Annotated in this window: 27 protein-coding genes and 1 riboswitch; of the genes, 13 read left to right on the top strand and 14 right to left on the bottom strand. The window is 74.8% G+C overall.

Translation table 11 applies throughout. The annotated features are described in order from the left end of the window. Nucleotides 1–90: 90 nt before the first annotated feature. From LN652_RS15465 to LN652_RS15440, 6 genes are read left to right on the top strand one after another with little or no spacing between them, the layout of a single operon-like run. Nucleotides 91–1,239 (top strand): glycosyltransferase, encoded by a 1,149-nt coding sequence (locus LN652_RS15465; protein WP_230441502.1) that lies wholly within the window; start codon nucleotides 91–93, stop codon nucleotides 1,237–1,239. Beyond that, nucleotides 1,236–2,303, top strand: a complete 1,068-nt coding sequence (locus LN652_RS15460; RefSeq protein ID WP_230441501.1) for a glycosyltransferase — start codon at nucleotides 1,236–1,238, stop codon at nucleotides 2,301–2,303. The genes LN652_RS15465 and LN652_RS15460 overlap by 4 nt, the downstream gene beginning before the upstream one ends. Then, nucleotides 2,300–3,322 carry a hypothetical protein gene (locus tag LN652_RS15455; protein WP_230441500.1) on the top strand — a complete coding sequence of 341 codons (1,023 nt, stop codon included), beginning with the start codon at nucleotides 2,300–2,302 and terminating at the stop codon, nucleotides 3,320–3,322. The genes LN652_RS15460 and LN652_RS15455 overlap by 4 nt, the downstream gene beginning before the upstream one ends. Beyond that, the gene (locus LN652_RS15450; RefSeq protein ID WP_230441499.1) at nucleotides 3,319–4,146 is read left to right on the top strand and encodes a glycosyltransferase family 2 protein; all 828 of its coding nucleotides are present in this window, start codon (nucleotides 3,319–3,321) and stop codon (nucleotides 4,144–4,146) included. The genes LN652_RS15455 and LN652_RS15450 overlap by 4 nt, the downstream gene beginning before the upstream one ends. Next, on the top strand, nucleotides 4,143–5,750 hold the full coding sequence (locus LN652_RS15445) for a phytoene desaturase family protein (RefSeq protein WP_230441498.1): 1,608 nt from the start codon (nucleotides 4,143–4,145) through the stop codon (nucleotides 5,748–5,750). The genes LN652_RS15450 and LN652_RS15445 overlap by 4 nt, the downstream gene beginning before the upstream one ends. Beyond that, nucleotides 5,747–6,370 (top strand): methyltransferase domain-containing protein, encoded by a 624-nt coding sequence (locus LN652_RS15440; protein WP_230441497.1) that lies wholly within the window; start codon nucleotides 5,747–5,749, stop codon nucleotides 6,368–6,370. The genes LN652_RS15445 and LN652_RS15440 overlap by 4 nt, the downstream gene beginning before the upstream one ends. On the opposite strand, the gene LN652_RS15435 is transcribed toward LN652_RS15440, so the two are convergent. Then, the gene (locus tag LN652_RS15435) at nucleotides 6,345–6,539 is read right to left on the bottom strand and encodes a CDGSH iron-sulfur domain-containing protein (RefSeq protein WP_230441496.1); all 195 of its coding nucleotides are present in this window, start codon (nucleotides 6,537–6,539) and stop codon (nucleotides 6,345–6,347) included. The two genes, LN652_RS15440 and LN652_RS15435, sit on opposite strands and share 26 nt — an antisense overlap. Next, the gene (locus LN652_RS15430) at nucleotides 6,536–7,489 is read right to left on the bottom strand and encodes an iron-containing redox enzyme family protein (RefSeq protein ID WP_230441495.1); all 954 of its coding nucleotides are present in this window, start codon (nucleotides 7,487–7,489) and stop codon (nucleotides 6,536–6,538) included. Before LN652_RS15430 ends, LN652_RS15435 begins: the two co-directional genes overlap by 4 nt. A gap of 152 nt (nucleotides 7,490–7,641) precedes the next feature. Between LN652_RS15430 and LN652_RS15425 the strand changes: the two genes are divergently transcribed. After that, nucleotides 7,642–8,103: a hypothetical protein gene (locus tag LN652_RS15425; RefSeq protein ID WP_230441494.1), complete on the top strand. Its 462-nt coding sequence runs from the start codon at nucleotides 7,642–7,644 to the stop codon at nucleotides 8,101–8,103. A gap of 4 nt (nucleotides 8,104–8,107) precedes the next feature. Here LN652_RS15425 and LN652_RS15420 read toward each other — a convergent pair whose 3' ends face one another. Both LN652_RS15420 and LN652_RS15415 read right to left on the bottom strand, forming a co-directional pair. Beyond that, a complete protein-coding gene (locus LN652_RS15420) occupies nucleotides 8,108–8,923 on the bottom strand; it encodes a helix-turn-helix transcriptional regulator (RefSeq protein WP_230441493.1) in 816 nt (271 codons plus the stop codon). Between the two features lie 103 nt (nucleotides 8,924–9,026). Then, the gene (locus LN652_RS15415) at nucleotides 9,027–9,689 is read right to left on the bottom strand and encodes an ANTAR domain-containing protein (RefSeq protein ID WP_230441492.1); all 663 of its coding nucleotides are present in this window, start codon (nucleotides 9,687–9,689) and stop codon (nucleotides 9,027–9,029) included. A 129-nt stretch (nucleotides 9,690–9,818) separates the two neighbouring features. Here LN652_RS15415 and LN652_RS15410 point away from each other — a divergent pair, with 129 nt between their 5' ends. Both LN652_RS15410 and LN652_RS15405 read left to right on the top strand, forming a co-directional pair. Beyond that, complete coding sequence (locus LN652_RS15410; RefSeq protein WP_230441491.1) at nucleotides 9,819–10,517, top strand: HAD family hydrolase; 699 nt, start codon at nucleotides 9,819–9,821, stop codon at nucleotides 10,515–10,517. Nucleotides 10,518–10,726: 209 nt separating this feature from the next. Next, on the top strand, nucleotides 10,727–10,882 hold the full coding sequence (locus LN652_RS15405; protein WP_230441490.1) for a hypothetical protein: 156 nt from the start codon (nucleotides 10,727–10,729) through the stop codon (nucleotides 10,880–10,882). Between the two features lie 19 nt (nucleotides 10,883–10,901). Here the strand turns inward: LN652_RS15405 and LN652_RS15400 are convergent, their stop codons facing one another. From LN652_RS15400 to LN652_RS15390, 3 genes are all read right to left on the bottom strand, one after another. After that, nucleotides 10,902–11,348, bottom strand: a complete 447-nt coding sequence (locus LN652_RS15400; protein ID WP_230441489.1) for a hypothetical protein — start codon at nucleotides 11,346–11,348, stop codon at nucleotides 10,902–10,904. Nucleotides 11,349–11,438: 90 nt separating this feature from the next. Then, nucleotides 11,439–12,416, bottom strand: coding sequence for a zinc-binding dehydrogenase (locus LN652_RS15395; protein ID WP_230441488.1), 978 nt, complete (start codon nucleotides 12,414–12,416; stop codon nucleotides 11,439–11,441). Between the two features lie 99 nt (nucleotides 12,417–12,515). Next, nucleotides 12,516–14,525, bottom strand: coding sequence for an ATP-binding protein (locus LN652_RS15390; protein WP_230441487.1), 2,010 nt, complete (start codon nucleotides 14,523–14,525; stop codon nucleotides 12,516–12,518). Between the two features lie 175 nt (nucleotides 14,526–14,700). On the opposite strand from LN652_RS15390, the gene LN652_RS15385 reads away from it, so the two are divergent. Beyond that, nucleotides 14,701–15,087 carry a response regulator gene (locus LN652_RS15385; protein WP_230441486.1) on the top strand — a complete coding sequence of 129 codons (387 nt, stop codon included), beginning with the start codon at nucleotides 14,701–14,703 and terminating at the stop codon, nucleotides 15,085–15,087. On the opposite strand, the gene LN652_RS15380 is transcribed toward LN652_RS15385, so the two are convergent. The 4 genes from LN652_RS15380 to LN652_RS15365 form a co-directional block, all read right to left on the bottom strand. Next, entirely contained in the window at nucleotides 15,084–15,653 is a 570-nt protein-coding gene (locus tag LN652_RS15380) for a rhomboid family intramembrane serine protease (protein WP_230441485.1), read from the bottom strand. The two genes, LN652_RS15385 and LN652_RS15380, sit on opposite strands and share 4 nt — an antisense overlap. Nucleotides 15,654–15,689: 36 nt before the next feature. Continuing rightward, nucleotides 15,690–16,274 (bottom strand): hypothetical protein, encoded by a 585-nt coding sequence (locus LN652_RS15375; RefSeq protein WP_230441484.1) that lies wholly within the window; start codon nucleotides 16,272–16,274, stop codon nucleotides 15,690–15,692. 12 nt (nucleotides 16,275–16,286) lie between these two features. Beyond that, on the bottom strand, nucleotides 16,287–17,864 hold the full coding sequence (locus LN652_RS15370; RefSeq protein WP_230441483.1) for a catalase: 1,578 nt from the start codon (nucleotides 17,862–17,864) through the stop codon (nucleotides 16,287–16,289). Between the two features lie 89 nt (nucleotides 17,865–17,953). Further along, a complete protein-coding gene (locus tag LN652_RS15365) occupies nucleotides 17,954–18,427 on the bottom strand; it encodes a PPOX class F420-dependent oxidoreductase (protein ID WP_230441482.1) in 474 nt (157 codons plus the stop codon). A gap of 75 nt (nucleotides 18,428–18,502) precedes the next feature. Between LN652_RS15365 and LN652_RS15360 the strand changes: the two genes are divergently transcribed. Genes LN652_RS15360 through LN652_RS15350 form a run of 3 tightly spaced genes read left to right on the top strand, consistent with a single transcriptional unit; the run spans nucleotide 18,503 to nucleotide 20,338 of the window. After that, entirely contained in the window at nucleotides 18,503–18,946 is a 444-nt protein-coding gene (locus tag LN652_RS15360) for an SRPBCC family protein (RefSeq protein ID WP_230441481.1), read from the top strand. Nucleotide 18,947: 1 nt separating this feature from the next. After that, nucleotides 18,948–19,772, top strand: coding sequence for a DUF1295 domain-containing protein (locus tag LN652_RS15355; RefSeq protein WP_230441480.1), 825 nt, complete (start codon nucleotides 18,948–18,950; stop codon nucleotides 19,770–19,772). A 23-nt stretch (nucleotides 19,773–19,795) separates the two neighbouring features. Further along, on the top strand, nucleotides 19,796–20,338 hold the full coding sequence (locus LN652_RS15350) for an NUDIX domain-containing protein (RefSeq protein WP_230441479.1): 543 nt from the start codon (nucleotides 19,796–19,798) through the stop codon (nucleotides 20,336–20,338). 15 nt (nucleotides 20,339–20,353) lie between these two features. Here the strand turns inward: LN652_RS15350 and LN652_RS15345 are convergent, their stop codons facing one another. From LN652_RS15345 to LN652_RS15335, 3 genes are all read right to left on the bottom strand, one after another. Continuing rightward, on the bottom strand, nucleotides 20,354–20,740 hold the full coding sequence (locus LN652_RS15345) for a nuclear transport factor 2 family protein (RefSeq protein ID WP_230441478.1): 387 nt from the start codon (nucleotides 20,738–20,740) through the stop codon (nucleotides 20,354–20,356). Between the two features lie 176 nt (nucleotides 20,741–20,916). Next, nucleotides 20,917–21,930 carry an App1 family protein gene (locus LN652_RS15340; RefSeq protein WP_230441477.1) on the bottom strand — a complete coding sequence of 338 codons (1,014 nt, stop codon included), beginning with the start codon at nucleotides 21,928–21,930 and terminating at the stop codon, nucleotides 20,917–20,919. 27 nt (nucleotides 21,931–21,957) lie between these two features. Continuing rightward, a complete protein-coding gene (locus tag LN652_RS15335) occupies nucleotides 21,958–22,950 on the bottom strand; it encodes an aldo/keto reductase (protein WP_230441476.1) in 993 nt (330 codons plus the stop codon). Nucleotides 22,951–22,992: 42 nt separating this feature from the next. Next, nucleotides 22,993–23,098: riboswitch (TPP riboswitch) on the top strand. Nucleotides 23,099–23,149: the final 51 nt, after the last annotated feature.

The raw sequence follows: 23,149 nt of genomic DNA, 5'->3' as shown, positions 1-23,149 counted from the left end.
GGGGTGCTGACCGGGTCCATGCGACCCTCCCTAGGGAGGTGTGCGGGGACCGCTCCTGCATGAGTGGCGCGGCGGCGGGTACGGCGCGCCGTGACCCTCTCCGCATCAGGTGCCGGCCTGCCCACGGCACCCGCCGTCCCCCGTCCGCGTGCGTCCCGGGTCGTCGTCGCCTCCGTGCCGTCCGGGCACGTCTACGTCCGCCACCTCGCGCCCGAGGACGGCTCCGGACCCCGCCGCCTCCCCGACCCCCGGCCGACCGGTGTCCCCGCCGCCTCGCAGCAGTGGTGGCCGCCGGTGATGCTCGACCCGCGGTGGGTCGAGACCCACGACGCGGACGTGTTCCACCTGCACTTCGGCTTCGACGCGCGCTCGGTGGGCGACCTCGAGGAGCTGGTCGCCGCGCTGCGCCGCCGGGGCGTGCCGCTGGTGTTCACGGTCCACGACCTGCGCAACCCGCACCACGCCGACCGTCGGATGCACGACGCGCAGCTCGACGTGCTGGTCCCGGCCGCCGACGCGCTCGTGACCCTGACGACCGGAGCGGCCGCCGAGATCCGCCGTCGGTGGGGGCGCGAGGCCGTGGTGCTGCCGCACCCCCACGTCGTGCCGTTCGACGTGATGCAGCGCACCGCCAAGATGCGCGAGGTGCGTCGGCGGGGCGTGCGCGACCGCGAGTTCCGGGTCGGCCTGCACGTGAAGAGCCTGCGCGCCGGGATGCACCCGCACCCCCTGCTGCCGGTGCTCGTGGACACGCTGCGCGACCTCCCGGGTGCGGTGCTGCAGGTCAACGGCCATCGCGACGTGCTCGAGCCGGACGGTGCCCGCCACGACGCGGCGCTGGCGGACGCGCTGCGCGAGCACGAGGCCCGGGGCGAGGTCGACCTGCGGGTCCACGACTTCCTGGACGACGACGCCCTGTGGTCCTACCTCGCCTCGCTGGACGTCTCGGTCCTGCCCTACCGGTTCGGGACCCACAGCGGCTGGCTCGAGGCGTGCCGCGACCTGGGCACCACCGTCGTGGCGCCCACCTGCGGCTACTTCGCCGACCAGGCGCCGGTGCTGACCTACACCCACGACGAGGAGCACTTCGGCGCGACCGCTCTCGCCGACGCCGTGCGGGCGGCGTACGCCGGTCACGTCCCCCCGAGCCCGACGGTCGAGGATCGGAGGCAGCAGCGCGCGCTCCTCGCGGCCGCGCACGACGAGCTCTACCGCTCGCTCCTGGGCGGTGCGCGGTGAGGATCTGCCTCGTCGCGTCCAACCGGTTCCCGGTCCGCGAGCCCTTCGCCGGCGGCCTGGAGTCGATGACCGCCACCCTGGCCCGCGGCCTCGCCGAGCGGGGGCACGAGGTGACGCTCGTCGCCGGGCCCGGCTCCGAGGTGCACCCGGCGGTCCGCCTCGCCCCCCTCGCGACGGTCCAGGTCAGCGCCGCGGCGATGGCCGACCGGTTCGCCCCCGGCCCGGAGTGGCTGGCCGACCACCACGCCTACCTCGGCCTGATGCTGTCGCTGGCGCGCACCGGCGCCCGGGACTTCGACGTGGTGCACAACAACAGCCTCCACCACCTGCCCGTGTCGATGGCGTCGGCGCTCGACGTGCCCGTCCTCACCACGCTGCACACGCCGCCGCTGCCCCTGCTCGAGTCCGCCCTCGCGCTGTGCCCCAGCCCGCCGCGCTTCGTGGCGGTGAGCCAGTGGACCTCGGACGCCTGGCGCCACGTGGTCGAGAGCGACGTGGTGCGCAACGGCCTCGACCTCGACGCCTGGTCGCCCGGACCGGGCGGCGGGCCCGCGGTGTGGTCGGGGCGGCTGGTCTCGGAGAAGGCGCCGCACCTCGCGATCGACGCCTGCCGCGCGGCGGGCGTGCCGCTGGTGCTGGCCGGTCCGGTGCAGGAGCCCGCCTACTTCGCGAGCGAGGTCGCCCCGCGCCTCGGCGGCGAGGTGACCTACGCCGGCCACCTCACCGGCAGCGCCCTGGCCCGGCTCCTGCGGGACGCCTCGGTCGCGGTCGTGACCCCCAGCTGGGACGAGCCGTACGGCCTGGTCGCCGCCGAGGCGATGGCCTGCGGCACGCCCGTCGCGGCGTTCGCCCGCGGCGGCCTGACCCAGGTGGTCTCCGCCGGGTCGGGGGTGCTGGTCCCGCCCGGCGACGTCGCCGCCCTCGCGGCCGCCGTCGTGACCGCCGCCGGGCTCGACCGGCGCGCCGTCCGCGCCCACGCCGAGGCCACGTGCGGCCAGGACGCGATGGTCGAGGGCTACCTCGCCCACTACGCCGATCTCCAGCACCGGGTCGACGCGGCATGAGCACGGTCGTCGGGTTCTACGTCCACCACGTCGGCAGCGGGCACCTGCACCGGGCCACGGCGCTCGCGCACCGGATCGCGTCGCCGTCGGTCCGGGTCGTGGGGCTGTCCTCTCTGCCGCGCCCGGAGTCCTGGGCGGGCGAGTGGGTCCGGCTGCCGCGCGACGACGACGGGACGACCACCGGCGTCACCGCGCGCGGCCACCTGCACTGGGCACCGCTGCTGCACGCCGGCGCCCGGACCCGCGCGGCCCTGCTGTCCGCCTGGATCGAGGCGGTGCGCCCCGACGTGCTCGTGGTCGACGTGTCGGTCGAGGTGCTGCTGCTGGCCCGGCTGCACGGCGTGCCGACCGTCGCGGTCGTGCTGCCCGGGCGGCGCGACGACCCCGCCCACCTGCTCGGGCTCGGCACCGCCGAGGCGCTGGTCGGCTTCTGGCCGGCGCGGGCCACCGGCATGACCCCGGGCCTCCCGCCGGTCCTGCGGGACCGGCTCGTCGCGGTCGGCGCGATGTCGCGCCACCCGAGCCGTCCGTCCCCCGCCCCGTCGCGCGGAGGGCCGACGGTCACCCTGATGCTCGGCACGGGTGGCCACGACGTGTCCGCCGCGCAGGTCGACGCCGCCCGCGCAGCGACGCCGGGCTGGCGCTGGCAGGTGCTGGGCGCCGACCCCGCCAGCTGGGTGCCCGACCCGTCGAGACACCTCGCCGCGAGCGACGTCGTGGTCATCCACGCCGGCCAGAACGCCGTGGCGGAGACGGCCGCCGCGCGTCGTCCCGCCGTGGTCCTGCCGCAGCGCCGCCCGCACGACGAGCAGCTCGCCACCGCGCGCGTGCTCGCCGACGGGTGGCCCGCCGTCGTGCGCGAGAACTGGCCGGCCGACGGCTGGCCCGCGCTGCTCGCCGAGGCGGCCGCGCTGGACGGCTCGGGCTGGGCGGGCTGGTGCGACGGGGAGGCCGCGGACCGGTTCGCCGACCTCGTCCTCGCCACGTGCGCCCGCACCCGCGCGGAGGTGTCGGCGTGAGCGGGGTCGCGGTCGTGACGATCGCCCACGGCCGGCACGACCACCTCGCCGCGCAGCACCGCGCGCTCGCGCTCGGCTCGCGCCGGCCCGACCACCACGTCGTGGTGGCGATGGACGACCGGGCGATCCGGGCCCGCACCGAGTCTGGCCTGCACCGCACGGTGGTCCACACCGCGCGCTCGCGCGACGGTCGGCTCCCCCTCGCCGCGGCCCGCAACCTCGGCGTCCGCGCCGCGCTCGACGCCCGGGCGCGGGTGGTCGTGCTGCTCGACGTCGACTGCCTCCCGGGAGCCGACCTCGTGGCGGCCTACGCCGGCGCGGTGGAGGCCGAGCCGGGCGTCGTCTGGTCCGGTCCGATCACCTACCTCCCGCCTCGACCGGCGGACGGCTACCCGGAGCACCCGGCGGACCTCGCGGAGTGGGACGACCCGCACCCTGCCCGGCCACGGCCCGCTCCCGGCGAGCGGGTGCGGGACCTGCACCCCGACCTGTTCTGGTCGCTGTCGTTCGCGGTCGCCGCACCGACCTGGCGCCTGGTCGGCGGGTTCTGCGAGGACTACACCGGCTACGGCGCCGAGGACACCGACCTCGCCCGCAGCGTGGTCGCGGCCGGGGTGGGGCTGGGCGTGCTCGGCGGCGCGCGGGCCTACCACCAGCACCACCCGGTGAGCAGCCCGCCGGTCGAGCACCTCGACGACATCCTGCGCAACGGACGGACCTTCCGCGACCGCTGGGGGACCTGGCCGATGGCCGGGTGGCTCGAGCAGATGGAGCGGCTCGGCCTGGTGCACCGGGTCGGACCCGACTGGGAGCGGACGGCATGAGCGGGCGGACGTACGACGCCGTGGTCGTGGGGGCCGGGCCCAACGGGCTGGTCGCCGCCAACGTGCTGGCGGACGCCGGTCGGTCGGTGCTGGTGCTGGAGGCGCAGCCGACGCCCGGAGGCGCCGTCCGCAGCGACCGCGAGGTCCACCCCGACTTCGTGCACGACACGTTCAGCGCGTTCTACCCCCTGGCCGTCGCGTCGCGCGCGATCGCCGACCTGCGCCTCGAGGACCACGGCCTGGTGTGGGAGCACGCCCCGGCCGTCCTGGGCCACCCCTTCGGTGACGGACGGTGGGCGGTGCTGCACCGCGACCGCGAGGACACGGCCGCCGGCCTCGACGCGCTCCGGTCGGGCGACGGCGATGCGTGGCTCGAGCTGTGCGCGACCTGGGACCGGATCGGGTCGCCGCTCGTCGACGCGCTCACCTCGCCGTTCCCGCCGGTGCGGGCCGGCGCCCGCCTGCTGCCGTCCCTCGTGCGGTCCGGGGGGCTGGAGACGGTGCGCCACCTGGCCACGCCGGTCGCGTCGCTGGGGCGCGAGCTCTTCGCGGGTCCGGCCGGTGGCCTGCTGCTGTCCGGCAACGCCGGTCACGCCGACTTCCCGCTCTCCTCGCCGGGCTCCGGGGTCTTCGGGGTGCTGATGACGATGCTCGGGCAGACGGTCGGCTTCCCGGTCCCCCGCGGCGGCGCGCAGGCCCTCACCGACGCGCTGGTCGCCCGGCTCGCGTCGCGCGGCGGCGAGCTGGTGACCGACGCGGAGGTGACGGGGATCGACGTGCGCGGCGGGCGGGTCACCGGCGTGCGCACGGCCGACGGCGGCCACGCGACGCGCACCGTGCTGGCCGACGTGTCCGCGGTCCACCTGTTCGGACGGTTGCTCGCGCCGGCGGACGTGCCGCCGGGCGTCGCCCGCGGCATGCGGGCCTTCGAGCTCGACCCCGGCACCGTCAAGGTCGACTGGGCGCTGTCGGCCCCCGTGCCGTGGCGCAACGCCCCCGACCGGGTGCCCGGCACCGTCCACGTCGCCGACTCCGTCGACGAGATGACGCAGACCCTGGCCCAGGTGTCGTCCGGCACGGTCCCCGACCGGCCGTTCCTGCTCACCGGCCAGATGACGACCAGCGACCCCAGCCGCTCGCCGGCCGGGACCGAGTCGTTCTGGGCCTACACCCACGTGCCGCAGCCCGGCGCCACCCGCGGCGACGCGGGCGGCGAGGTCAGCGGCGCGTGGGACCACGACGACTGCGAGCGGTTCGCGGACCGGGTGCAGGCCCGGCTCGAGGCGGTCGCGCCGGGGTTCGGCGACCGGGTGCTCGCGCGCCGCGTCCTCGGCCCCCACCAGCTCGAGGCGCGCAACGCCAACCTCGTCGGCGGTGCGGTCAACGGCGGGACGTCGCAGCTGCACCAGGAGCTGGTCTTCCGTCCGGTGCCGGCGATGCGCGGCCGCGCCGCGACCGGCGTGGCCGGGCTCTACCTCGCGTCGGCGTCCGCGCACCCCGGTGGCGGCGTGCACGGCGCCGCCGGTGCGAACGCGGCGCGGGCGGCCCTCTGGCACGACCGCCTCGGACGCGTCCGACCGTCCCCACGAGGACCACGCCCGTGACCGAGCACGTCGCCTTCGGGCCGTTGACCATCGCCTTCGACGAGCGGGTGCTGCGACCACGCGAGTGGACGGCGGCCCAGTCGGCCTGGGCCGCGGAGCTGCAGGCCGGTGCCCCGCCCGGCCCCGTCCTCGAGCTGTGCGCCGGCGCCGGTCACATCGGCCTGCTGGCCGTGCTGGACACCGGGCGCGAGCTGGTCTGCGTCGACGCGGACCCGGTGGCCTGCGACTTCGCGCGGGCCAACGCCGTCGCGGCGGGCGTCGCGCACCGGGTGGAGGTGCGCGAGGGCCGCCTCGAGCACGCCGTCGCCCCGCAGGAACGGTTCGCGGTGGTCGTGGCCGACCCGCCGTGGGTGCCGAGGGACGAGGTGGGGCGCTATCCCGAGGACCCGCTCGACGCCATCGACGGCGGCTCCGACGGGCTGGACGTGGCGCGCGCCTGCCTGGCGGTGATCGCCCGCCACCTCGCACCCGGCGGCTCGGCCGTGCTGCAGGTCGGCACCTGCACCCAGGCGGACGTGCTCCGGTCGGCCCTGTGCTGCAACGGCGACGGACTCGTGGTGACCGACCTGCGCCAGTTCCCGCGCGGCGTGCTGGTCAGGATCGACCGGGACGCGGGATGACCTTGTGGGTGCCGTCGCACCACGGGTGCCGGCTGGACTTCCCGCAGCGGCACACCGCCACGACCGGCCGCTCGACGGGGTGGACCGTCCCGTCCTCGGCGACCACCGTGCGCGCGCCGCGCAGCAGCATCGGACCGTGCGGGCACAGCTCGACGTCGGGGGCGCTCACCGCTCGCCCCACTCCCGCAGCAGCGCCGCGGCGAACCTGGCCTCGGTGTCCAGGCAGGTGAACGCCCCGAACAGGATGTCCGCCGCCTGGTCCGGCTCGTCCTCCGCGAGGGTCGCGCAGATCCTCCGGGCCGCGAGCTGCTCGTGGATCGCGTCGGCCTCGACGTGCTCGTCGTAGTAGGCCGACATCGGGCCGTCCAGGCCGAGCCGCTCCAGCCCCTGCACCAGCTTGCGCGACGGGAGCGAGCTGGTCATCTCGAACGCCGCCAGGTGACCCATCGCCGCGCCGCGCAGACGACGGTGCAGCCCGAGCAACGACGCGGCGTTGTTCATCTCGAGGGTCTCGGCGAGCGCGTCGTCGACGTACGCGCCCCGCTCGGGTCGCAGGCCGACCGCCTGCAGCCCGCGGGCGAAGAGGTGGGCGTGCAGCCGGTCGGGGTCGCCGTCGCCGTACTCGTCGAACAAGAGCTCCACGAGCGCCGCCTTCGCGCGGACCGGCAGCCGCGGCACCACCCAGGCCGAGGGGTCCGACTCCTTGAGGTGGTAGACCGAGCGCTGTCGCAGCAGCTCGAGGACCTGCTCGCGCGTGGCGTCGCGCCGCACCCGGTCGGCCAGCGACGGACCGTCGTCCGCGTCGACGATCCGCTCGAGCGCACCGGGGACGTCGGGGACGGGGTGTGCGGCGTGGGACGGCGCGGCCAGCCAGCGTGCACGCAGCCGCTGCTCCAGCGCGAGCTCGAGCCCGTGCCGGACGACGAGCAGCGACGGGTCCCACTCGGCGGCGTCGTCGGCGTCCTCGAACCCGCCGTAGGACAGCTCGTGGAGGGTCCACAGCGCGAGCGCCTCGTCGGCGTCGGACTCGGCGGCGCCGGGAGCGGTCGCCGTCCCCGCCCCTGCGAGGCGCGCGACGACCCACTCGCTCATGTCGCCGCGCGGCTTCGGCAGCCTCACGGCGTGACCACCGCCGTGACCGTCGCGTCCACCTCGTCGCACCGTTGCCCGATCGCCTCCATGCACCTCCAGTGCCCCGGCTCCGCGTCGACATGCGTCGTCCCGCCCCTGGGTGCGTGGTGGTCCTCCGTGGCCGGTGGCACCGTCGAACGATGAGCGACGACGCAGCCGGGCCTGACAGCGACCATCGACGCCCGGCGGGGGTCACCGACGCCACCGTCGAGGCGCTCGGCAAGCTGTCCGCGGCCCTCGACCACGTCGAGGACGCCCGCGGTCACCTCTACGCCTTCCACCGGCTGATGGGCAGCGCCGAGAGCACGCTGGAGGAGGCGACGGCGATGGTCCGCGAGGCCGGGCACACCGCCCTGGCCGACGCGCTCGACCGCGACGCCCTCGGCCAGAACCCGCTGCCCGGGATGTGGTCCTTCCAGATGGTCGAGGCCTTCGACGACGGGCTCTACGCACGCACCAAGGCCCTCCACCAGCGCGCTCTCGACGAGCTGGTGGAGGGCCGCCGCCACGTGTTCGAGGCGGAGATGAAGGAGCTGCGCCGCACGCACGGCCGGTCGGGTCACGAGCCCACGCCCGAGGCCGCCTACGACGACCCGCGCTGACCGGTCAGACGGCCGCGCGGTCCACCCGGGTGGTCGTGACCGGGCGCGCGACGGTGCCTCGGCGCAGGTTCGCGGCCTGGGCGGCTGCGATCGCCTCGGCCGAGACCGGGGGGCGCGGCTGACGCGTGGGCGGGCGGCCGACGACGGTCGTCGGAGCGGCCGCGACCGGGGCCGCAGCTGCGGCGCTGGCGGACTGGCCGGCGAGCAGCAGGCCGTGCTGGACGGCCCACAGGACGGCCTGCGACCGCGAGGTGACGCCGATCTTGGAGTAGGCGCCACGGATGTAGGACTTGACGGAGTTGATGCTGAGGCTGGTCGCCTCGACGATCTCCTGGTTCGAGCGCCCGGCCGCGATCATGCCGAGCACCTCGGTCTCGCGCGGGGTCAGCGGCCACTCGTCGGGGGTCCGACGGCCGGTGCGCGGCTGGGCGGCGCCGGTGTCGACGAGCACCCGTCCGTCGGAGATCTGCAGCAGGTCACGCACCAGGCGTCGCGCCGGGAGCGCCTTGCTGACGAAGCCGGCCGCGCCGCGGGCCATCTCGGTCGAGACCGACTCCGGGGAGCAGTCCCAGCCGAAGGCGACCATGCGGGCCGGGAAGCGCTGCGGGATGCCGCGACCGCCCGGCGTGGGCCGGTGGGCGGAGGGCTCGTAGAGGGTCAGGTCGCAGATGGGTGCGGGAGCGTCCATCCGGTGGGGCACCACCGTGATGACCGCGGAGTGCGGCTCGAGCATGGCGCGCATGCCGTTCACGACGAGCTCGCTCTCGTCGAGGATGGCCACCTTGATGTGGCGGATCGCGGTCGGGGTCTGTCGTTCCATGCCCCCCGGTACCCCGGAGGGTGGAACCACATGCGCGAAACCCGGGACAAACTTTGGACAAACCCCGGACAGAGTCCGGACGAGCGTGGCGACGTGGGCCAGGTCACCCCAGGAGGCAGCAGGCGACGCGGGCGGCCTGCACCTCGGTGACACCCGCCTCCTGCGCCGCACGCGACAGCGCCTCGCACGCCTCCGGGGTGGTGACGGCGGTGCGGGCGGCGAGCAGGCCGACCGCGACGTCGACCATGCGCTGCTCGCGCAGTCGCTCGGGCGCCTCCTCGGCGCGCCGCAGCGTGTCGAAGCCGAGGTCGGCGTTGGTGACCGCGCCCGCCTGCCACGCGCCCAGCGCGGACACCAGGCCGTCGATCCGGCCGGCGAAGGCGTGCGCCGTCGAGGCGTAGAGGTCGATCGTCAGCACCGCGCGGCCCTGCTCGACCACCGGGAGAGAGACGGTGCTGGCGATCCCCTCGAACGCGCGCTCGCGGGCCATCTCCGCCCACTCGCGCTCGTCGAGCGCGTAGGTCGTCTGCGGGGACTCGTCGGCGCGGTGGCGCGCTTCCCGCGAGGACCGGTTCACGCGTGAGTCGACGTCGTCGACGAGGGTGAAGGTCAGGTCCTCGTCGAGCAGCGTCACGCTGAGAGCCACGCACTCCGGGACCGTCCGCACGGCCCATCCCTCGATCACGCGGAGCAGGCCCTCGACGTCGTCGACCGACAACGTGACGTACTCGTCCAGCGCTTCCCTGCTCTGGGGCAGAAGCTCCATGACGGTCCTGACGTCGGCGGTGGATCCTCGAAGGATCGATCGTGCTCCGACGCCTGTCCGGACGCCACACCCGCCGGGGCGGTGGTCCCCCGGTGCATGCCCTCCAGGGGGTGGGGGTACGGCCTCGCCGTGACCGCTCCGACCGTCTCCCCCACCTCCCCGCGCGACCACGTGGCTCCCGTCGTGGTCCTCGACCTCGACGGCACCCTCGTCGACTCCGTCTACCACCACGTCGTGGCCTGGCAGGGCGCGTTCCGCGACGTCGGGCGGCCGGTCCCGGCGCTGAGGGTGCACGAGGCGATCGGCATGGGCGGCGACCGCCTGGTCGCGCACGTCGCGGGGGCGAGCGTGGAGGCGGCGGTCGGCGACGACGTGCGCGCCCTGCACGACCAGCACTTCCGCGCCACCCTGCGCAGCATCACCGCGCTCGACGGTGCGTCCGACCTCGTCGCCGGGCTGGCCGACCGCGGCCACCGGCTGGCCCTCGCCAGCTCGGCCGAGGCCGGGCTGGTCGACGAGCTGCTCGACCTCCTGGACGCCCGCTCCCGGATCGGGACCGTGGTCACGGCGTCGGACGGCGTGGCCAGCAAGCCCGGCCCGGAGATGGTGCAGGAGGCCGTCGCACGGGCCGGCGGGGGCGCCGCGGTCGTCGTCGGTGACGCCGTGTGGGACGCGCTGTCCGCGGAGGCGGCCGGCAGCCCCTGCATCGGCCTGCGCAGCGGCGGGGTCGGGGCCGAGCGGCTGCTCTCGGCGGGTGCGTCCTGGGTCTACGACGACCCGCGCGACCTGCTCGACCGCCTCGACCAGAGCCCGCTGCGCGCGCACTGAGCAGGCAGACGCCGGGGGCTTCCACGGCGTACGGGAAGACCCCGGCGGGCCTGGCCGTCGAGGTCGCGGCGGGCGACCTCGACGTGGGACCCCTGTTCCCCGCTCCGCCGCGGACATGCGCGCTCCGGGAAAACTCGTCACGCCGTCATCGACGGGGCCCGTCCGGGGTACGGAGCGGGCTCCGACCCGATCGAGCCCCAGGAGGGCGCATGACGACGAACGACCCGACCCCCGACCCGCAGCAGGACCCGCAGACCCACCCCGCCGAGGACCCGGCCGAGGACCCGGCGCACGACGTCGACGAGGACGAGGGCTGGACCTCGGAGGGCGGTGCCACCCCGTCGGGCCCGGCGACCGACACCTGAGCCGGCGCCCGGGTGCGGGTCAGCGGTTCGCGCAGACCAGGTCCGCCTGGAGCCGGTCCTCGGCCGAGAGCTCCACGCCGGGACCGCACACCAGGTCGAGCGGGTCGGCGGCGGACCGCACCCGCTCCCGCGCCTCGTCGAACGCGGTGACCACGTCGGCGCACGCGTGCTCGAGCCCGATCCGGGTCAGCGTGGACGTGGCGGTGTCCCCGCTGAGCGCGAGGTGCACCGTCCACGCGGCGGCGTCCGTGCGCTGGCAGTCGACGCCCGCCGCGGCCTGGAGCGACGCGAAGTCGTACGTGTCGGTGCCGAGCTCGTCCTCGACCGCGGCGCGCCAGTCGGCCGTGGCGGCGTCCTGCTGCGACGACACCTCCCGGGCGCGGTCCACCGGGTCGGCGGACCCGCCGCCGGAGCAGGCCGCGAGGGCGGGCAGGAGGAGCAGCGTCAGGAGGGCGGGAGCGCGCATGCCGGGAAGGCTAGGAGCGCGCGGACCCCGCCGTCCGCCGAACGTTACCGATCGGTACGTGACGCTCGACTCATCCGCCGGCGGGACCGCTCAGGGACGGAACATGATCTTGCCGGAGCGCCCCGCCGACTGCGACGCGACGACGGCGCCGGTCGGGTCGTCGAGGCCGAAGGTGCCGCCGGAGGTCAGCACCAGCGACCCGTCGAGCACCAGCGAGATCAGCTCGCCGAAGAGCCGCGCGCGGTCCTCGTCGGACATCCGGGCGCTCACCTTGGCGCCCCAGAAGCCCTTGACCGTGAGGTGCTTGAAGATGACCGGGCCGCTGCCGATGACGAGCGGCTGGTTGCTGGCGGCACCGAAGGTGACGAGCAGGCCGTCCTCGCCGAGCAGCTCGACGAGCGCGCCGCCGACCTCGCCGCCCACGGAGTCGATCGCCGCGCGCGCACCGGCCTCGCCGAGGATCGCGTGGGCCTGCTCGAGCCAGTCCGGGGAGTCGGTGGCGACCACGTCGTCGATCCCGAGCGCGGCGAGCTCGGCGACGGCCTCCGACCGGCGCACCAGGTTGAGCAGGTTGATCCCGCGCGCCTTCGCCAGCACCGCGACGACCTTGCCGACGGCTCCGTTGGCGGCGGTCTGGACGACCCAGTCGCCGGCCTCGACGTCGAGGAACTCCACCAAGCTGATCGCGCTGAACGGCATGGCGACCAGCTGGGCGGCGGCCTCGTCGGACATCGCGTCGGGGACGGGGATGACGCCGGCGGCCGGCGCGACGAACTGCTCGGCCCAGGTGCCGGGGGCACCGGCCACGGAGACGCGCCGGCCGACGAGCGCCTCGTCGACACCCTCGCCCACGGCCTCGACCACACCCACGGCCTCGGTGCCGCCGACGGCCGGGAGCTCGGGCCGCACGCCGTAGTTGCCGGTCACGGTGACCAGGTCGTGGTTGTGGATCGGCGCCAGGACCGTGCGCACCAGGACCTGTCCGGGACCGGCCTCGGGGGCGGGGACCTCACGGGTGGTGAGGACCTGCTCGGGGGCGCCGAAGGTGTCGTGGCCGATGCTGCGCATGGGTGTCTCCTGCTCTGTGGATCGGGGGTACGTGCTGCCCCCGGTCCAACCGGCGTGCGCGCGGTGCTGTTCCGGCGCACGGGGAGACGTTCGTCTCGCTCAGGACCCGGCCGCGGGCAGGTCGAACCGGAACACCGAGCCCGGCCCGTCCTCGACCGGGAGGCAGGCGATGGTGCCTCCGTGGCGCTCCACGATGGTGCGGCAGATCGACAGGCCGATGCCGCTGCCGCGGGAGGCGGACCGCGTCGCCCCGGCCCGCTGGAACCGGTCGAAGACCCGGTCACGGTCCTCGGCGGGGACGCCGATGCCGTTGTCGCGCACGGACACCACGACCCGGCCGCCCTCGCGCGTCGCGCTGACCTCGATCTCCGGCGGGACCTCCGGTCGGGCGTACTTGCGCGCGTTGTCGACGAGGTTCGCCAGCACCTGCCGCACCGCACCGCGGTCGGCGCGGACCGACGGGAGCGGTCCGACCACCCGCACCGTGCCCTCCGGCGCCGCGAGCAGCCCGACCACCTCGGCCACCACGCCGTCGCGACCGCCGAGCGCGACCACCTCGGGCGACAGCACGCCGCCCTCGGCGACCGCGTGGGCGAGCAGGTCGTCGATCAGCCGGCCCATCTGCACGGCGCCGCGGTTGATCCGCTCGACCGACGTCTGGAGGTGCTCGTCGGCCGCCACCGCCGGCGACTCGTCGAGCAGCGAGAGCCAGGTGTGCATCACCGTGAGCGGGCCTCGCAGGTCGTGCGCGACGGTCGAGGCGAAGTCGACGAGCGGCCGCAGCCCGGCCCGGTGCTCGGTGACCTCGCGCAGCACCAGCAGCCGGCCCGGCTCGTGCCCGTCCTCCGGAGCGCCGACCGGCGCCGAGGTGACGGCGAGGACGACCTCCTCACCACCGGGGAGGTCGACCAGGACGTCGCCCGGCCCGAGCTCGACCCGCCGGGCGCGCCCGGCGGCCTCCATCGGGTCGAGCGCGGCGACCAGGCTGGTCAGCGCCTCCTGGTCGTCGGCGCCCGGGGTGAACCGTCGCGCCAGCCGCCGGCTCGCCGCGTTGCTCAGCGCGACCCGTCCGTCGGGGTCGAGCACGACGAGGCCCTCGCCCATGCTCTCGGTGACGCCGCGCAGCAGGTCGCCGCGCGCGGCCGACTGGCGCAGCGACGTCTCGAGCTCCGCGACGAGGTCGTCGATCCGGTCGCTCAGGATGCCGACGCCGAGCGCGGTGAGGGCCATGACGAGGATGAAGACCTGGATGAGCAGGGCACCGGTCGGGGAGTCGCCGTGGCCGCCGTACGGCCCGTGGCCCCCGAGGGTGAGGACCACCGCCACGATGCCCACCCCGGCGACCTGGAGGCCGGCGAAGAACGTGGCGTAGCGCGCGGCGCACCACACGCTGAAGGGGAGCAGGAGGTAGGCGAGGGGCAGCGGCTGCAGGAAGACGGCGACCGCCGTCACACCGCTGCCCACGGCGAGGAGCGCCAGCTCGCGGGGTCCACCGCCGTACGCGCGGGGGCGCGGGCGCTCGGTGAACCACTCCCAGGCGAGGTGACCGACGCCGCCGACGATCACCACGGCGGCGTACTGGCGGGCCCACCAGGCGACGTAGGCCATCGCGTCGAACGCGGGCTCGCCCAGCCAGACGCCCGTGGCGCCGACCAGCGCGCCCAGCAGGCACGCGGCCGCCACGACCACCAGCACGCGGGAGATGGCTCGAGGGGTCCGCACGCCCTCGTGCCCGCCGGCGCCGAGCAGCCAGGGCGTCCAGCGCCTCAGTCCGGCCACGATCGCGACCGACTGCACCCACACCGACAGCACGGCCAGGACCACGAACGTGGCGTCGGCCCCGGTCAGGCCGAGGCCCAGGACCAGCTCGGCACCCACGAGCGCGAGGACGAGCGGCCACCGGCGGGGGGTCTCCGCCATCAGCCAGAGCACCACGACCCCGGCCGCGGGCCAGAAGAGGCTCGCCGAGGCGCCGTCGGGGACCGTGGCGCGCCCGAGGACCACCAGCAGCAGGTGCGCGGCGGCGAAGACGACGGTGCGCGACGCGGACAGCCCGCGGGGACGGCCGGTCCCACCGACCAGGTCACCCGCGGTCATCGTGGCGGCCACGCGACACCTCTCTTCCGTGACGTTGCTCCCCGTGCGGCGCGACGTCGTGGAGGTCACGCTAGGACTCCCAGCGTGACCCCGTCCCCGGAACGTGACCGAGGTCTTCATCACTTCTTGAGCAGACGCTGAAGCAGTTCGGGAGGTGTCCCACGGGTTCGGGGTCGATGATGGCGACATGACGCGCATCCTCGTCACCGACGACGACGACGACATCCGCGAGTTCGTGAGCTTCGTGCTGGCCCGGGCCGGTCACGACGTGAGCACGGCCCGCGACGGCGCCGAGGCGATCGCGTTCCTCACCGCCGAGCACTTCGACCTGCTCGTGGTCGACCAGCACATGCCGCACGCGACGGGCGCGGAGGTGCTGCTCGCGCTGCGCCAGCGCGACCCGCGGACCAAGGCGCTGCTGATGTCCGGCGACCACGACATGCAGAGCGACGCCGAGGTCGCCGAGGTCCAGCCGCACTTCCTGCGCAAGCCGTTCAACCTCACCAGCCTGATGGCCGCCGTCAACGCCCTGGTCGGCGACGACACCGTGCCGTCGTCGGTCGTCCCGGCCTAGGGGTCCGCCCGGCGCTGCAGCAGTCGCGCGGCGAGCGCCCCGCCGAGGGCCCCGAAGAGGTGGCCCTGCCAGGAGACCCCCGGCTGGCCCGGCAGGACGCCGAGGAGCGCGCCGCTGTAGAGCAGGAACACCGCGACCCCGATGAGGATCTCGGTGCTGCTGCGGTTGAGCAGGCCCCGCACCACCAGGTAGACGATCCAGCCGAAGACCAGGACCGACGCCCCCGCGTGGATGCTGCGGTCGCCGGCGAACAGCCACACCCCCGCGCCGCCGACGACCCAGATCACCGCGGTCGCGACCAGGCCGCGGGCGATCCCGGTCGCGAGGGTGAGGAACCCCAGGACCAGCACCGGCACCGTGTTGGCCACCAGGTGGTCGAAGCCGAAGTGCAGCACCGGTGCGGTCGCGATGCCGACCAGTCCGTCCTCCGTGCGGGGCGTGATGCCGTAGGAGTCGAGGCGATGGCCGGAGACCGCGTCGACGACCTCCAGCACCCACAGCAGGACCACGAACGCCCCGGTGAGCACGGCGGCCTGCTGCCAGGCGGGCCGGGTCGCTGTCTCCATGCGCTCCATCGTGACAGCGGGGGTGAAGCGCGCCGGTCAGCGCTGGTGGACGTCGACCCGCAGAGCCCGGCTGGCCAGGTCGACGCAGGGCCCGAGCGCGACGATCACCGCCAGGGTGCCGACACCCACGGTGGCGCCGAGCAGCCAGCCGACCAGGGCCCCGCCGCCCTGGACCGCGCTGTAGCTCCACCGGAACGGCAGCGGCGGGTCCCAGGCGAGGGCCGCCGCCTCCGCCGGGCCGGCACCGGTGTGGCTGCCGAGGTAGGACGCGATGCCCGCGGCCAGGACCGGGAACGCCGCCACGAGGAGCAGCACCCGCAGCGGCAGGCTCCCGGGCGGGTCGAACGCCCGCAGGAGCACGTCCACGGTGACGCCGACGACCACCACCTGCACGACCGTGCCGACGCCCGGGTAGACCTTGCGCGCGGCGGCGAGCGCGAGGAACGCCACGCTGACCAGCGTGTTGCACAGCAGGAAGCTGCTGCCGCTGGCCAGCGCGATGCCGTTCACCATCGTCGAGTAGCCGTCCGACCCGAGGTCGGCGGTGAGCAGCATCGACACCCCGATGCCCAGCACCACGCACCCCCCGACCAGCTGCACGAGCTGGCGGGGGGACGGCACCGGGCCAGCATGTCAGGTGCGGGCGTGGGTGTCCGACTCGGTGACCGGCTCCTCGACGTCCTGGGCGTCGTCGGCGTCGCCGCCGGGGTTCGCGCCGCCGTGGCCGGCCTGGACGGCCTCCTCGATCCGCTTGCCGGTGTCGGGGTCGACCGCCTTCCAGTAGTCGAAGGCCCGCTCGAGTACGGGCGAGCGCACGCCGCCGAGCAGGTGGCCGGCGACGGTCTCGACGAAGGTGTCGCGCTGCGCGTCGTCCCACACCTCGCGCACCAGCGCGCCAGCCTGGGAGAAGTCGTCGTCGTCCGCGCGCAGCGTGTAGGCCTGGCGCACCATCGGCCCGTCGCTCTCCCAGCTCTCCTCGGCCTCGCCGACCTCGTCGGCGTAGCCGCGGCCCTCGCTGTTGGGGGCGTAGACCGGGTCGTCGCCGCGGTGGTCGTAGGCCATCGGACCGTCCTGGGTGTAGGTGTTCACCTCCACGCGCGGGCGGTTGACCGGCAGCTGGAGGTAGTTGGGGCCGATCCGGTGCCGGTGCGTGTCGGCGTACGCGAAGGCGCGCCCGAGCAGCATCTTGTCGGGCGAGAACCCGATGCCGGGGACGAGCGCGCTCGGCTCGAACGCGGCCTGCTCGACCTGGGCGAAGAAGTTCTCCGGGTTCCGGTCGAGGGTCATGGTGCCGACCTCGACGAGGGGGTAGTCGGCGTGCGGCCAGACCTTGGTGAGGTCGAACGGGTTGATCCGGTAGTCGCGCGCGTCCTCGTAGGGCATCAGCTGCACCGAGAGCCGCCAGCTGGGGTGGTCGCCGCGCTCGATCGCCTCGTAGAGGTCGCGGCGGTGGAAGTCGGCGTCCTGGCCGGCGATCCGCTCCGCCTCCTCGCCGGTGAGCCCGACGACGCCCTGGTTGCTGTGGAAGTGGTACTTCACCCAGTGCTTCTCGCCGGCGGCGTTGATCCAGAGGTAGGTGTGGCTGCCGTAGCCGTTCATCGTGCGATAGCTGCGCGGGATGCCGCGGTCGCCCATCAGGTAGGTCACCTGGTGGGCCGACTCGGGGTTGAGGCTCCAGAAGTCCCACTGCATGTGGTTGTCGCGCAGGCCCGACCCGCCGCGGCGCTTCTGGCTGCGGATGAAGTGGGGGAACTTCATCGTGTCGCGGATGAAGAAGACCGGGGTGTTGTTGCCGACGAGGTCGTAGTTGCCCTCGTCGGTGTAGAACTTCAGCGCGAAGCCGCGCGGGTCGCGCCAGGTGTCGGGCGAGCCCTGCTCGCCTGCGACGGTGGAGAAGCGCGCGAGCATCTCGGTGCGCGTGCCCTGCTGGAACAGGCCGGCCTTCGTGTAGGCCGACACGTCCTCGGTCGCCTCGAAGACGCCGAACGCACCGGAGCCCTTGGCGTGCACGTTGCGCTCCGGCACGCGCTCGCGGTTGAAGTGGGCCATCTGGTTCAGCATGTGCACGTCGTGCAGGAGGATCGGCCCGTCGGGGCCGACCGTGAGGCTGTTGCGGTCGCTGGGCGCGGGGGCGCCGGTGTCGGTCGTCGACCCGAGCGCCGCCTCCTCGCTGGGGGCGGTCTCGACGGACGACTGGCGCTGGTCGGACATGGGGGGTCACCTCGAGGGGTTGCGGGACGGTCGGTCCCTCCACCCTCGCACCGCGTCCCGGCCGACCGACCGCCCGTGCGGGTGGGGGCCTACGACTCCAGCTCGGGCGGGAAGCCGCCGGTGGAGACGGTGCTCCAGCGCTTCGGGGTGATCCGCAGCAGCGACTTGCCCTGCGTCACCATCGCGGAGCGGTACTCCTCCCAGTCGGAGTGCTCGCCGGCGATGCTGCGGAAGTACTCCACGAAGGCGTCCAGCGCCTCCTCGCCGTCGACCGCGTCGAGCACCTCGCAGGTGCCGTCGACCTGCACCCAGGCGTCGTCCCAGTCCTCCGACAGGACCAGGACCGAGACCTCGGGGCGCCGGCGCGCGTTCTTCGTCTTCGCCCGCTGGGGGTAGGTCGCGACGACGATCCGGCCGCTGTCGTCGACGCCGCCGCTGACGGGCGAGGCCTGCGGCGTACCGTCCGCGCGACGCGTCATCAGCACCATGTGGTGGCGCGGGCGGACGAAGTCGAGCAGCTCGGCGAGGTCGACGTCGGTGTTGGTCGCGGTGCGGGGTGCCATGGAGCGAGGCTAGCGCCGGTGCGCGCACCCCTTCGGGCGGTCTGTGCCGCAACGGGCGTGCCTACCGTCGAACGCATGACCACCGTGAGCCGCACCTTCGACGTCCGCCCCGACCCCTCCGTCGTCATCGACTACCTCAAGGACTTCAGCAACGCCGAGGAGTGGGACCCCGGCACCGAGTCCTGCACCCGCAACGACTCCGGCCCCGTCGTCGTCGGGTCGACCTGGCACAACACGTCCAAGATCGCCGGCGTCAGCACCGAGCTGACCTACACCCTCGAGCAGCTGAGCGCCGAGCAGATCGTCCTGGTCGGTCGCAACGACACCGCGACCTCCACCGACACGATCACCGTCGTGCCGAACCCCGACGGCACCGGCAGCCGGGTGACCTACGAGGCGCACATCGAGATGAAGGGTGCCGCCAAGCTGGCCGACCCGATCATGAAGGTCGTCTTCGAGAAGATCGGCAACGACACCGAGGACGACATGACGACCGTCCTCAACCGCCTCGCCGGCTGACATGACCCTCGACCCCGCCAACCTGCGCCGCGTCGTCGGCGCGTCGGCCGCCCTCGTCGGCGCCGTCCAGGGCACCACCGCGGCGCTCGCCGTGCGCGACGGACGGCGCGACTACGCCGACGGCGTCTGGGGTCCCGGCCTGGCCGGGGTCGCGCTCGTCGGAGCCGCCCTCGGCAGCGGCGACCGCACCCGCCGGTGGGCGCTGGCCGTCGGCACGACGGCGTGGGCGGCCCGGCTGTCGACGGTGATGGTGCCGCGCCTGCGGGGCAGCGACGAGGAGGACGAACGCTACACCGAGTTCCTCGAGGGCGACTCGACCCCGGTCGCGCTCGCGAAGGTCTTCGGCACCCAGGCGCTGGCCCAGCTGCTGGTCTCGGCCCCGCTGCAGGTCGCGGCGGCGTCGTCCCTCGCGCGGGGTCCGCGCCGCTGGCTGCTGCCCGCCGGGCTGGCCGTGATGGCGGCGGGAGCGGTCACCGAGGCCCTCGCGGACCGCCAGAAGGCGGCGTTCATGGCCGCGAAGGCGGCCGCCCGTGAGGACGGGCCGGACGACGACGTGCCCGACGACCTCGAGGTCCTCGACTCCGGGCTGTGGGGCTGGTCGCGGCACCCCAACTACTTCGGCGACTCGCTCTTCTGGGACGGCGCGTGGCTCGCCTCCGCGGCCTCGGCCCCCGCCCTCCTGACGCTGCCAGCACCCGCCGCGATGACGTGGTTCCTCGTCCACGCCACCGGCGCGCGGCGCACGGAGGAGCGGATGCAGGAGCGGCCCGCCTACCGCGACTACCAGCAGCGGGTGTCGTTCTTCGTGCCTCGCCCTCCCGGCTGAGACCGGGCCGTAGGGTCGCTCCCATGCCGTGGCCCGTGGTGTCGACCGAGAAGGTGTACGAGAACCCGTGGATCTCGGTCCGCGAGGACGTGGTCCGGACGCCCGCCGGCGGCGAGGGCCTCTACGGCGTGGTCACCGTGCGCCACGACTCCGTCTTTGTGGTCGCCCTCACCGACGCGGACGAGGTCCTGCTCGTCGACGTCGACCGGCACACGGTGGGCCGCTCGCTCGAGGTCCCGGCGGGAGGCTCGGACGGGGAGGACCCGCTCGTGGCCGCGCGGCGCGAGCTGCTGGAGGAGACCGGCCACGAGGCCGGACGGTGGGTTGCGCTCGGCCGGCTCCAGGCGCTGAACGGCGTGTGCGAGGCACCCGAGCACTTCTTCCTCGCCCAGGACCTGACCCTCGTGAGCGACGACCGGGCCGCGCAGGCCGCGGAGGGCATCGGGGCGGTCCGCCGCGTCCCGATCCCCGAGGTGCTCGACCTCGTCGCGCGCGGCCGGATCAGCGACGGCGAGTCGGTCGCCGCGCTCATGCTCGCGCTGGTCCACCTCGGCCGGGTGCGCTGACGGGTTCGCCCCGCGTCACGGCGTACGCGGTCCCGCGTGGCCGGCGAGGCACCGCCACCCGCCGGGCGTCCGCACCCAGACCTGGGTCATCGGCATCCGGAACGTCTCGGGCTCGCCGTCGCCGGACAGCACCGTGTCGACCACGTCGGCCCGCAGGACGGCGGTGTCGCCGACGACCACCACGTGCGGGACCTCGAGGTCCTGCGACCGCCAGACCGTGCGGCCGCCGGTGTTGCGGTCGACGTACTCCGTGCGATCCAGCACCTCGCCGCGGTGCGTGGTCCACGTGAACCGCTCGTGCAGGAGGTCGCGGAGGGCGACGGCGTCGCCGCGGGCGAGGGCAGCCGCGCGCGCCTCGGCCGCACCCAGGACCTGCGCCTCGTCGCCTGACTGGTCGCCCACCCGGGTCAGCCTGTCACGCCTGAGGATTGCCGCCTCCTTCAGCGCACGTGCGGCGGACATGGCCCTGCATCGGCAACGTGGAGGACGAGAACCGCCGCACGTGCGGCGGCGTTGCGCCAGCGTCGTACGCATGTCCGAGATCGGGCCCTCGAACCGCGGCCCGCGGCCGCGGCGACTCAGAGCAGACCGATCGACCGCGCGTGCCGCCGCATCGCCTCGGAGTCGGCGGCCAGCACGAACGGCACCTCGTGGTCCCACGCGTCCGACACCTGCTCGACGCGTCCGTCGCCCGGGTCGAGCCGCACCTCGCGGATGTAGACGGCGAGGACGCGGCCCGGGTGCTCGCGGACGATGTCGGCGTAGACCTGCGGGTCCTTCTCCCCGGAGTCGCCGAGCAGCACGAACGACAGGTCCGGGTGCAGGTCGAGGACCTCACGGATCCGGTCGTGCTTCTGCTCGCGCCCGGCCCGCGTGCCGAGGAGGTCGCGCAGCAGCACCGGCCCGAGCGGGAGGCCGCGGTGCGTGAGGAACCCGACGAGGAACGAGTGGAGGTTCCACGGGCTCGAGGAGACGTAGAAGACGGGGTTCACGCCGGCGGCGAGGTCCTGGTAGAGCTCGACCACGCCGGGGAACGGCATCCGCGTCAGCGCCGAGCCGGTGAACGTCTGCACCAGCATCTGCCGCACCCGCTGCACGCCCGTGACCAGCACCGTGTCGTCGACGTCGGAGACCACCCCGAACCGCGCGGACGCGTCCGGCACCCGCACCTGGATCGTCGCAGTGCGCGGCGGGTCGACGCCGCGGTACGTCCCGGCCAGCTCGACCCGACCCTCCGTCCACGGGCTGGTGAGCGCCGCGCGGTCCGTCGGCACGCGGACGAGGAAGTAGCCCTCCCGGTCGGTCGACACCTCGACGCTGGTGCCGGCGACGGTGACCCGCAGCGGCACCCCCGGCAGCTCGTTGGTGAGGAAGTTGCCGAGCGTGCGCCGCGCTGCCGCCCGCGCGCCCTCGTCCTCCTCGACCTCGGACTCCAGCGGGTTGTCCAGCACCCGCCCGCGCACGACCGTGCCTTCCGGGCCGCCGTGCGCGAGGTAGGTCTCGATCCGGAAGTGCGCCGGCGTACGGCTCCGGCGTCCCGGCCTGCTCTCCCATGCCCGCTCTGCGGCGACGACGATGCGCTGGACGTCCACGGGGTCACCGTATGTGCTGGCGGGGACTCACCAGCGCCCGTGCACCTGCTCCCGGACCTGCCGGTCGTAGAGGTCGCGCACCCCGTCGACGAACGAGGCGGGCAGGTCGCCGACCAGCCCGGCGGCGGCGTTGGCGGTGGCCTGGTCGACGTTGCGCGCGCCGGGGATGACCGTCGAGACGCCCGGCTGCTGCCAGATCCAGGCGATCGCGGCCTGCGCCGGCGTGGCGTCGAGCCCGGAGTCGGCCACCAGCGCGGAGAACTCCTGCGCCGCCGCGACCCCGGTGGCGTAGTCGACACCGGAGAAGGTCTCGCCGACGTCGAAGGCGCTGCCGTCGCGGTTGTAGGTGCGGTGGTCGTCGGAGGCGAACGTCGTGTCGAGGTCGTACTTCCCCGACAGCAGGCCGGAGGCCAGCGGGACGCGGGCGATGATCCCGACGCCCGCGGCCGCCGCGGCCGGGAGCACCTCGTCGAGCGGCTTCATCCGGAAGGCGTTGAGGATGATCTGGACGCTGGCGAGGTGCGGGCGGGCGATCGCGCTCAGCGCCTGCTCGCAGGTCTCGACGCTGACGCCGTAGGCCGCGATCACGCCCTCGTCGACGAGGCGGTCCAGGACGTCGTAGGTGGCGTCGTCGTCGATGACCTCGCTCGGCGGGCAGTGCAGCTGGACCAGGTCGATGGTGTCGACGCCGAGGTTGCGGCGCGAGCGGTCGAGCCACTCCCGGAAGTGTGGCTCGACGTAGCTCGACGGCACCTGCTCGGCCCGGCGGCCCATCTTGGTGGCGACGGTGAACCCCGCGTCGGGGTGGTCGGCCAGGAAGCGGCCGACGACCTGCTCGCTGCGCCCGTCGCCGTAGACGTCGGCGGTGTCGTAGAACGTCACGCCGGCCTCGGCCGAGGCCTCGAGCACGGCGCGTGCGTCCGCCTCGCTGACCTCGCCCCAGTCGGCGCCCAGCTGCCAGGTGCCGAGTCCGACGACCGAGACCTCGCGGCCGGTCCTGCCCAGGGTGCGCTTCTCCATGGCGGCCAGTCTCACACCCGCACCCACACGTGCCCTAGGGTCGAGGTGCCCCCGGGGAGCGCAGCAGCGCTGAGAGTGCGGACAGTCCGCAGACCCGTGAACCTGATCCGGTTAGCACCGGCGTAGGAAGCAGGGAACGCGACCGACCCACCCCTGGGCCGGGCGTGGTCTAGGCCCGTGGGCGCGTGACCCCTGGAGG

The sequence above is a fragment of the Nocardioides okcheonensis genome (assembly GCF_020991065.1).
Taxonomy (GTDB): Bacteria; Actinomycetota; Actinomycetes; order Propionibacteriales; family Nocardioidaceae; genus Nocardioides; species Nocardioides okcheonensis.
The sequence above is the reverse complement of the archived record's forward strand: the minus strand, read 5'-3'. Positions and strand labels throughout refer to the sequence as shown.